The sequence below is a fragment of the Marinobacter pelagius genome (assembly GCF_003315345.1).
In the GTDB taxonomy this organism is placed as follows: domain Bacteria; phylum Pseudomonadota; class Gammaproteobacteria; order Pseudomonadales; family Oleiphilaceae; genus Marinobacter; species Marinobacter pelagius_A.
In genome coordinates, this window is the sequence record NZ_QNRO01000008.1 from 138,190 (window position 1) to 148,011 (window position 9,822).

Here is a 9,822-nt window from a genome sequence, read left to right on the forward strand (position 1 = left end):
CAGAATCAAATTTTTACGACGTAGATAAGGAGTTACTGCGCGCATGGCAGAACATCATTACGACGTCGTCGTTATCGGCGCTGGTCCGTCCGGCGAAGGCGCGGCGATGAATGCGACCAAACACGGCAAACGTGTCGCGATCATTGAAGACAAGCCGACGGTTGGCGGTAACTGCACCCACTGGGGCACCATCCCTTCCAAGGCGCTGCGTCACTCGGTCAAGCAGATCATCACGTTCAACACCAACCAGATGTTCCGTGATATCGGCGAACCGCGCTGGTTCTCCTTCCCGAGGGTTCTCCAGAACGCGCAGAAAGTGATCGGCAAGCAGGTCAAGCTGCGCACCCAGTTCTATTCCCGCAACCGGGTGGACCTGATCAACGGCCGCGCCTCGTTCCTGGACCGGAACCGGCTCGAGGTTCGTGGTAACAAGTCCGTCGAGACCCTGCATTTCAAGCAGGCCATCGTTGCCACCGGCTCCCGTCCGTACCTGCCGCCCGACGTGGATTTCCGCCACCATCGGATCTACAATTCCGACACCATCCTGAACCTGTCACATACGCCGCGCACCCTGATCATCTATGGCGCGGGTGTCATCGGCTCCGAGTATGCGTCGATTTTTGCTGGTCTGGGCGTCAAGGTGGACCTGATCAACCCGGGTAGCCGCCTGCTGTCGTTCCTGGATGACGAGATCTCCGACGCGCTGAGCTACCACCTGCGCAACAACGGCGTGCTGGTGCGTCACAACGAGCAATACGAGTCTGTGGTGGGGGATGACCATGGCGTGGTGCTGTCGCTGCAGTCCGGCAAGAAGATCCGTGCCGATGCCTTCCTGTGGTGTAACGGCCGTACCGGCAACACCGACAGCCTGAGCCTCGAGAACATCGACCTGGTTCCCAACGGCCGTGGCCAGCTCGCTGTGGATGAGCACTACCGGACGGAAGTAGAGAATATCTACGCGGTTGGCGATGTGATCGGCTGGCCCAGCCTCGCCAGTGCTGCCTACGACCAGGGGCGTTCCGCGTCTTCGGATATTGTGAAGGACGAATACTTCCGGTTCGTATCTGACGTACCGACCGGCATCTACACCATTCCGGAGATCAGTTCCGTGGGCAAGACCGAGCGCGAACTGACCGAAGCCAGGGTGCCTTACGAAGTGGGCCAGGCCTTCTTCAAGGACCTCGCCCGCGCCCAGATCACCGGCGAAGCGGTGGGCATGCTGAAGATCCTGTTCCACCGGGAAACCCGCGAGATCTTGGGTATCCACTGCTTCGGTGACCAGGCCGCCGAGATCGTCCACATCGGCCAGGCCATCATGAACCAGGAAGGGGAGGCCAACTCCCTGAACTACTTCATCAACACCACCTTCAACTACCCGACCATGGCCGAGGCCTACCGGGTAGCGGCGTTGAATGGGCTGAACCGGATTTTCTGAGAAAGTTGGTGGGGTCTGAAGAAAGCCTTCTTCTGACCCCTTTTTCAACCTCGGAGTTAGGCGCCAACTTGGGGTCAGATGAAGGTTTTCATCAGACCCCTGTGCCTACCCTCAGGCCCGGCCTTCCCCCGGGGTCAGATGAAAGCCTTCATCTGACCCCATCTTCACCTCACTCTCAGCCTCAGGGCTTGTCTCCTCCCTGACCGGCAACTGCAACAACGCCCGTGCCCGGTTATCAAAGAACATCCGGGTACTGGTCGGGTAGTCGGTAATAATGCTATCCACCCCCAGATCCTCCAGCTGCAGCATGTCGTGGATCCGGTTCACGGTCCACGTGGACACATGCATACCCCGGCGATGGGCCAGCTCGACCATGTCCTTGCTCAGAATTTTCCAGTTGGCGCAGAAGTAGTCGCAACCCAGCCGGGTGGCGATGTTAAGGGGCCGGGGGAACTTTCGTTCGGCCACCAGCCCGGTGCGGATTTTCTTGTCGCGGCGACGGATTTCCCGAAGAAACCAGGGGTCACTGGAGGTCACGGCGGCCCGCTGGTACAGGTCCCGGTGCTGGATGATCTCGGTGAGCCGGTTGCACAGGACATTCAGGCGCTGCCGGGCATCCTTTTTGACCTCGATCTGAAGGTGCTCCAGGTCATCAAACTGATCCAGCAGCTGTTCCAGGGTCGGAATGCCCACTTTGCGGGGCCATGAACTGGTGTTCCGGCGTGCATCCATATCCGCCAGTTCGGCCGCGGTGTAGTTGCACACCCCGCCTTTGGCGCCAGTGGTCCGATCCACGGTCAGGTCATGGACCAGCACCGGGATGCCGTCTTTCGATAGCACTACATCCAGCTCGAAATGCCGTATGCCGTGGCGATAGGCGTGAATGAATCCGGGGAGGGTATTCTCCGGGGCCTCTCCCTTGGCGCCCCGGTGCCCGTAAACGATCATTCTGGTGCTGAATCCTTCATTCGTTGGTAAATGGCCTGGCGCTTTTTCCAGGTTTCATGGCACAGGCGGATATCTTCAAGATAGGCCGGCAGTTCGTGCATGAGCAAGGCCTGGGGGCCATCCACCAGGGCTTTTTCCGGCTTCGGGTGGAAGTCCACCAGCACCATGTTGGCGCCGGCGATCACGCCCTGGGCGGTGGCATGCTCAAGGTCGAGAATGCCGTCCGGTGAGGCGTCCCGACTGCCCACCGAGTGGGACGGATCCACGCACACCGGCATCCGGGTCAGGCGCTTGACCGCCGGTACATGGGCAAAATCCACCATATTACGGTGTGGATTGCCGGCCTCGGTTTTCATGCCGCGCAGGCAGAAAATGACATTGGAGTTGCCTTCGCTCGCCAGGTACTCGGCAGCGTTCAGGGACTCGTTCAGGGTAATACCGAAACCGCGCTTGAGCAGCACGGGATAGGTGCTCTGGCGGCCAATGGCCTTGAGCAGTTCGAAGTTCTGGGTATTCCGGGTGCCCACCTGGAGCATCACGCCAGTCGGGCGCCCCAGTTTCTCCAGGCAGGTGTCGATTTCCTCGATGTGGTTCTCGTGGGTGATCTCCATGGCGATCACCTTGATGCCATGCTTGCCCGCCTTCTCGAACACCCATGGCAGACAGCCCTTGCCATGGCCCTGGAACGAATAGGGGTTGGTCCGCGGTTTGTAAGCGCCCATACGGGTACAGACTTCGCCATGCTCCTCCACCGCCTTCATCATCATCTCGACATGCTCAGGCACGTCTACGGCGCACAGGCCGGCAAAGATGTTCAGGTTTTGCTGGCTGAATTCCACGCCGTTGTAAGTGAAGCCGCTCTGGCGCAGGTCATCCTTGTGCCGGCCAAGAATTCGGTAGTCCTCGGAAATGCGGATCGCCCGCTCCACGGCCGGCAGTGCTTCGATTTCTTCCTTATCCAGGGACTTGGTGTCGCCCAGCAGGTAGATTTCGGTCAGCCGCTGGCTGGCACCCTGCACCTCGTGAACACGCAGGGACACGTTGGGCAGGTTTTCCAGGTAATGCATGGTCTGCCGGTAGGCGTCACTGTCCAGCGTGGTGTTGGGATGAAGAATGGCTAGCATGGGATCTCCTTTTGTTAACCGGTCCCCTCGGCCCGGTGCCGCGCCTGCATGTACTCCCTGTGGTTAAGATGCAGCAGGTCTGCCATGCGGCGAATAAGGTGTTCTTCGTATTTGTCGATGCGCCCGTCGGCCAGCGCCACGTGCCAGATGCTTTCCAGCAGGGCCTGTTTCTGTTCCTGGTCCAGGTGGTCGTTGATCTGCCCGGTAAACTCGTACAGAGACGTGGCGTCCTCGGCGTGGGCGAGGGCATCCTGCAGGATCTCCTCGGCTTCTTCCCGGGTCACCTGGTGAGACTTCACGGCGCAGTCCACGATGGTTTTCAGTTCCCGCTCGTCTTCATCGTTGTCCACCCGGGATAGCTGCACCATCAGCGCCGTGGCTGCGACGGCCAACTGATGGGCGTCCGGCTTGACCGGTTCGGATTCGGGAACGGCAAACAGTTTCTTCAGGCGCTCGATCATGGTCCGTTACTTCGGTTGTTGAGTCACTCAGGCCGCACGGGCCAGTTGGCGCACCCGGTTCTCCAGCTCGATCTGGTCAGCCGTGAACCGGCGGATGCCATCGGCCAGCTTCTCGGTGGCCATCGCGTCCTCGTTGGATTCCCAGCGGAACAGCTTTTCATCGATGGAACCGAACCGGTCGCTGGTGTTGGCGTTGCCCGGATGCAGCTGGCGGTCAAGGGTGCCGGCATCGTCCTGCAGCTCTTGCAGCAGGGCCGGGCTGATAGTCAGCTTGTCACATCCGGCCAGCATCTCGATCTCGCCGGTGTTGCGGAAACTGGCGCCCATCACCACCGTATTGAAGCCGTTGGCTTTGTAGTAATTGTAGATCCTGCTGACGGAGAGTACTCCCGGATCTTCGTGCGCCGGGAAGCTGTCTCGTCCACTGTTGGCCAGGTGCCAGTCCAGGATGCGGCCGACAAACGGTGAAATCAGGTGGGCCCCTGCCTGGGCACAGGCTGCCGCCTGGATGAAGGAGAACAGCAGGGTCAGGTTGCAGCGGATGCCTTCCTTCTCCAGCTGCTCGGCGGCGCGGATACCTTCCCAGGTGGAGGCAATCTTGATCAGTACCCGGCTGGAATCCACGCCCTGACGATCATAGAAGTCGATCAGGCGACGGGCCCGCTCCAGGGTGCCGGCGGTATCGAACGACAAACGAGCATCCACTTCGGTGGATACCAGGCCCGGGATCAGGTTCAGGATTTCCCGGCCGGCCAGCACCGCGAGCATGTCGGTGGCCACCGTCAGCTGCTCCGCGTCGGAACCACCGTGACGCCGGGCTTCCGCCACGGCCTTGTCCAGCATCGGGCGATAGGCCTCAGAGGCGGCTGCTTTCAGAAGCAGCGACGGGTTGGTGGTGGCATCTTCCGGGCGCCACTTGGCGATAGCATCGATATCGCCGGTGTCGGCTACCACGGTGGTCATGGTTTTGAGTTGGTCAAGCTTGCTGGTCATTCGTCCTGTCGTCCCGGTTGTACGTTGTTTCAGGCATCCATCTCCGGGATGCCGGTGTTTTCCCTACAATAACGGGCTGTTCTGACAGGAACAAGACAACAAAAGGTTAGGGTTGTGTCAGCTTTCGGCCAGAACCGCGGGTTCCGGCTCCCGAACCTTGGCCAGCGCCGCCTGGATGACCTCCAGACCGCTACCGGGCTTGTGGGCATTCTCACTGATATGGCGCCGGAACTGGCGGCCACCGGGCATGCCGTGGAACAGCCCCATGATGTGGCGGGAAATGTGGGTGAGATAGACGCCCCGGTCCAGCTCCTCCTGGATGAAGGGGAACATGGCCCGCAGCGCGTCGTGACGGTTTGCCACAGCTGCGGGCTCACCAAAGAACTCGGAATCCACACCGGCCAGCAACCAGGGATTGTGGTAGGCCTCCCGGCCCAGCATCACACCATCGGTGTGGCGCAAATGCTCATGGCATTCCTCGAAGGTCTTGATGCCACCATTGATGATGATCTCCAGGTGCGGGTAACGATCCTTCAGCCGGTAGACCCAGTCGTACTTCAGCGGCGGAATATCCCGGTTTTCCTTGGGGCTCAGGCCCTCAAGAATGGCGATGCGGGCATGCACGATAAATGTCCGGCAACCAGCAGCCGAGACCTTGTCGATGAACTCGCACAGATCCTCCCAGGACTCCCGACCATTGATACCGATCCGGTGCTTGACCGTCATCGGCAGATCAGTGGCGGCAATCATCGCTGACACCGCCTCGGCCACCTTGTCCGGATGGCCCATCAGGCAGGCACCGATCATGTTGTTCTGCACCCGGTCACTGGGGCAGCCAACATTCAGGTTCACCTCATCGAAACCGAACTGCTCAGCCAGCTTCGCACAGTGGGCCAGTTCGCCGGGATCACTGCCGCCAAGCTGCAGGGCCAGGGGATACTCGGAGGGATCATGGCGCAGGAATCGCTCGGTATCGCCGTGGATCAGGGCACCGGTAGTCACCATCTCCGTGTACAGCAGCGCCCGCCGGCTCAGGATCCTGGCCAGGTAGCGGAAGTGCGGTGTGGTCCAGTCCATCATCGGTGCCACGCAGAAACGGCGGGACGGGCCGGGGTTGTGGCGAGTGGCATCCAATGCGGGTGTTGCGGACATTTCGGTAACCTATCGACGGAAAACAGTTGTCAGTACGAAAATCTGAGCGCCTTAGTTTAACAGGGTTGGCGGGGTGATTGCCGTAAGGCTTTGGCGAAGTTTCTGGCGAGTACTTCCAGGCTAATGACTTTCTGAATCGGTATCCGGAATGGTGGAAGTCCCGATTCTTGAGGGCATCGAGTGCCCTATAGTATTTTTGTATCCAGCTAGATACACTCTGCTCATGAACGAACTGTACGAAACGGAAGAATTCGCCAGTTGGTTGTCGAAACTGAAGGATCCGATTGGAAAGGCAAGTGTTCTGCGTCGGATAAAAAATGCTCGTAAAGATAATTTCGGCGATCACCAGTCCGTTGGAGATAACGTTTCTGAAATGCGTCTCTTCAATGGCCCTGGATACCGACTCTATTACACGATGATAGAAAACCGGGTGTATTGGTTGCTGGTAGGTGGAGATAAATCAACTCAGGAGAAAGATATAAAGCGGGCCAAGGAAATGGCTGCAGACATTCACGGTAAAAACCGTGAGAGGTGATGAACATGACTGTTAATCAAGAAGCAATCGAAAAGCACGGTGTTCGGCCCTTTGATGCCGCTGAATACCTGGATGATGATGAGGTGATTGGTGCCTATCTGTCGGAAATCCTGGCAGATGGTGATATGGATGAACTCCTGGAAGCTCTTGGTGAGGTTGCCAGAGCCCGGGGTATGACCAGGCTCGCGGAAGATACAGGCCTGGGTAGGGAAAGTCTTTATAAGGCGTTGACTCCGGGAGCAAAACCGCGATTCGATACGATCAACCGTATTTTGAAAGGGCTTGGTATTAACCTGCGGGCTGAGCCGGTTGAGCCACAAGTAACCAGGACCGCCATGGCTACTTACACCCGTGATCGGCGCCCTGGTATGAAAGCTGGCCCGCACAAGGGTGGTGCCAAGAATAGATTGAAGCGCGCTTAAAACTTGGTTAAGAGGTGTGTTCAGAGAACAAGCCGTTCTAGAATCTCCACGGCTGAATTCTCCCGACACCCCGAGGCGTTCTGTCCACACCACAAGGGTGAAAAGTCTCCGGAACCGATGGCCTCGGCCGCAGCCCGGAGTGGCGCAATGGCGCTGGTGGCGAGGGGAAACGCGGGTGCCTCCGGGGATACCTGGCCCAGCTCCCGCATCACTCGGTTCACAATGCCCCGGGCCGGTCCGCCTGAGAACAGGTTGGTGATAGCGGTATGCCGGGCCTGGGGGCTTTTCAGTGCTTCCCGGTGCACTGGTTTGGTGGTCGCCTCCGGGCAGAGTAAAAAGGCCGTTCCCACTTGGGCCGCGATTGCGCCAAGATCCAGCGCGGCTTGCACGCCTCGGGCATCGGCAATACCGCCGGCGGCAACCACCGGCACCTTCACCGCGGCAACAATCTGGGGCAGCAGGGCAAAGGTGCCCATCTGCGTGGTCATGTCCTTGGTCAGGAAAATACCGCGGTGGCCACCGGCCTCAAGGCCCTGGGCGATGATGGCATCGGCACCGTGCTGCTCCAGCCAGAGGGCCTCCTCCACCGTGGTCGCGGTCGACAGGATCCTGGCACCGGTCTTTTTCACCCGTTCAACCAGAGCGGGCTCCGGCAATCCGAAATGAAAACTCACCACTGCCGGGCGGAATTCCTCCACCACAGCAGCGGCTTCTTCATTGAACGGCATGCGCCCCGGCCCGGAAGTGATGGAGTCAGGATCGATGCCGAATTCCCGGTAATAGGGCGCCAGCGCCTGGCGCCACTTCCGTTCGATGTCCGCATCCGGTGTTGGCGGCGTATGGGCGAAGAAGTTGAGGTTGAAAGGCTTTTCGGTGGCAGCTTTCAAGGCGTCAAGTTCAGATCGGAGCGACTCCGGGCTAAGCATGGCGCAGGGCAGGGAGCCGAGGCCTCCGGCATTCGAGACGGCGGCAGCCAGTCTGTGATCCTGAACGCCGGCCATGGGTGCCTGGATGATGGGAAATTCAGTTCCGATGAAGTTCAGCATAATCGTTTCCGTTCTTTGGCCTGACGTTCAATCCGTTACTGCAATGACATTCTCGTCGCCGGTGCTGGAGTGGTGGAGGACCATACCGGATAAGGAATGCCGGCGAGGCGGTTCATGATAAAGGCGTGCACAAGCAGCAGACCGACGCCGGCCATCAGTATAGGTAGCTGGGCTGGATCCGGCATCAGTCCCAGGGACACAATCAGAGCCGTTGCGCCGGCGGGCGGGTGCGCCACCCGCAGCAGCACCATCAGGCACCCCGTCAGGCCCAGCGAGAGTGACGCAGCACCGACTCGGGCCAGATCGACGCCGGTCGTGAAGGCGGAAGCGTGTCCCTGCAGGCCGAAGAGGTACAGGCTGAGCAGTCCGGCCAGTGCTCCGATCAGATGCCCGCAAAGCGTGTTCCTCGGGGAAGCGGGCTGGGCAAGCGGGACATAGAACAGGATGAAGGCGGTGGCACCAAGGGAGGGGAAGATGAAGGCTTCCTGCGTCACCAGGGCCACGAACGACACCAGCGCGATGCTGAGACCGCCATTGATCAGGTTGAACACTGCCATCACGGTGGTTCGACTGTAACGGCTTGCGAGTCGTTCCAGGTGTAAGGCCTGAACCAGCCCCTTAGCCAGTTGCCAGCGCAGTTGCTCGTTCCTGAGTCCCATAAACCTTTCGCGTGCCCTGAGTTGGTGCGTTGAAAGGTGCGCGATCCTAAACAATGAGGAATATCAAGGCAAACAGGTATTATCGATAATGCTTAACGACTGCGCCAACTCACGTTTCGCCGGCATGGCTGATCAACACTCCCGGAGCGCTTTCGTTCAGCTGCGCCCGGATATGATCCGGAATGGCCACCTTAGTCATGCTGGATGACCGGATCATCACATCAGTGATGTCCGCATCGGCGATGAACTGGCCATCCCCGTAGCGATAAAATTCCAGATGCAGGGTGAACGACGTGTTGCCGATCCGCCCGGTACGAATCCTCGCTTCCAGCACATCGTCAAACCGGGCGGGCGCTTTCCAGTTCACCGTAAGGCTCACCACCTGGACGTCCAGATCCTGGTCCAGCAGGCGCTGGTAATCACCGAACACAGCACGGATGTATTCGTTGACGGAAATATCCACGAAGTCCGCGTAGCGGGCGTTGAAGACGACACCCTGGGCGTCGCACTCGCCGTAGCGGACTCGGAAGCGGAATTTGAAGGGAGAGTTGTTGTTTTCAGTCATGGTTCACTAGCGCGGTTGAATGAGGTTCAAGGCTAACCGATTCCCGAGATCATGCAACTTGGCCATCTCAGTGCCTGCTGATAACCTGGTTAGGAACAATACGGCACGAATTAGTAGTAAGGAAACTGTCCTATGCCCGATACGCTAGGCTATTACGACAACAACGCCGAAGCGTTTGTTGAAGCCGTTCTTGATATCGCCATCGATGAGGCCTGTGGTGAGTTGCATCAGCATGGAGCATAACTGATGCAGCAAACCGGAATTTACGAACAGCTAATCACAAAGCTCGTCGAGAGCCGCCTGGATCGGGAAAGGTTCTACGTTGGCGAACGCCGCCTCAGCAGCGCGGAAGCGTCGATTTGGTTGTCTCGTTTCCTGTCAAATATTCGGGTATCCGGAATTTCTGGTTGATAAAATGCCAAAGATGTAAAGAAGAAAATCTTTCTCAGCGGATTATCTGATTGATCCTCTTCAGCCTACTC

Annotated in this window: 10 protein-coding genes and 1 pseudogene; 3 read left to right on the forward strand and 8 right to left on the reverse strand. The window is 58.8% G+C overall.

Translation table 11 applies throughout. The annotated features are described in order from the left end of the window. Positions 1-43 precede the first annotated feature (43 nt). Positions 44-1,435, forward strand: coding sequence for a Si-specific NAD(P)(+) transhydrogenase (gene sthA, locus DET50_RS09475; RefSeq protein WP_113862610.1), 1,392 nt, complete (start codon positions 44-46; stop codon positions 1,433-1,435). 111 nt (positions 1,436-1,546) lie between these two features. Here sthA and DET50_RS09480 read toward each other — a convergent pair whose 3' ends face one another. The 5 genes from DET50_RS09480 to dusA form a co-directional block, all read right to left on the reverse strand. Continuing rightward, a complete protein-coding gene (locus DET50_RS09480) occupies positions 1,547-2,383 on the reverse strand; it encodes a glycerophosphodiester phosphodiesterase (protein WP_113862611.1) in 837 nt (278 codons plus the stop codon). Continuing rightward, the gene (locus DET50_RS09485; RefSeq protein WP_113862612.1) at positions 2,380-3,507 is read right to left on the reverse strand and encodes a 3-deoxy-7-phosphoheptulonate synthase; all 1,128 of its coding nucleotides are present in this window, start codon (positions 3,505-3,507) and stop codon (positions 2,380-2,382) included. The genes DET50_RS09480 and DET50_RS09485 overlap by 4 nt, the downstream gene beginning before the upstream one ends. Positions 3,508-3,521: 14 nt before the next feature. Next, entirely contained in the window at positions 3,522-3,968 is a 447-nt protein-coding gene (locus DET50_RS09490) for a tellurite resistance TerB family protein (RefSeq protein ID WP_113862613.1), read from the reverse strand. 27 nt (positions 3,969-3,995) lie between these two features. Further along, a complete protein-coding gene (tal, locus tag DET50_RS09495) occupies positions 3,996-4,961 on the reverse strand; it encodes a transaldolase (protein ID WP_113862614.1) in 966 nt (321 codons plus the stop codon). A 117-nt stretch (positions 4,962-5,078) separates the two neighbouring features. After that, positions 5,079-6,113, reverse strand: coding sequence for a tRNA dihydrouridine(20/20a) synthase DusA (dusA, locus tag DET50_RS09500; RefSeq protein ID WP_113862615.1), 1,035 nt, complete (start codon positions 6,111-6,113; stop codon positions 5,079-5,081). A 223-nt stretch (positions 6,114-6,336) separates the two neighbouring features. Here dusA and DET50_RS09505 point away from each other — a divergent pair, with 223 nt between their 5' ends. After that, positions 6,337-6,648, forward strand: coding sequence for a type II toxin-antitoxin system RelE/ParE family toxin (locus DET50_RS09505; RefSeq protein WP_113862631.1), 312 nt, complete (start codon positions 6,337-6,339; stop codon positions 6,646-6,648). Positions 6,649-6,653: 5 nt separating this feature from the next. Beyond that, positions 6,654-6,956: pseudogene (locus DET50_RS09510) on the forward strand (addiction module antidote protein); the annotation flags it as partial. A 134-nt stretch (positions 6,957-7,090) separates the two neighbouring features. Here the strand turns inward: DET50_RS09510 and DET50_RS09515 are convergent. The 3 genes from DET50_RS09515 to DET50_RS09525 form a co-directional block, all read right to left on the reverse strand. Then, positions 7,091-8,116, reverse strand: a complete 1,026-nt coding sequence (locus DET50_RS09515; RefSeq protein ID WP_113862616.1) for an NAD(P)H-dependent flavin oxidoreductase — start codon at positions 8,114-8,116, stop codon at positions 7,091-7,093. A gap of 35 nt (positions 8,117-8,151) precedes the next feature. Next, positions 8,152-8,775 carry an HPP family protein gene (locus DET50_RS09520; protein ID WP_113862617.1) on the reverse strand — a complete coding sequence of 208 codons (624 nt, stop codon included), beginning with the start codon at positions 8,773-8,775 and terminating at the stop codon, positions 8,152-8,154. Positions 8,776-8,884: 109 nt separating this feature from the next. Further along, complete coding sequence (locus DET50_RS09525; RefSeq protein WP_113862618.1) at positions 8,885-9,340, reverse strand: acyl-CoA thioesterase; 456 nt, start codon at positions 9,338-9,340, stop codon at positions 8,885-8,887. Positions 9,341-9,822 lie beyond the last annotated feature (482 nt).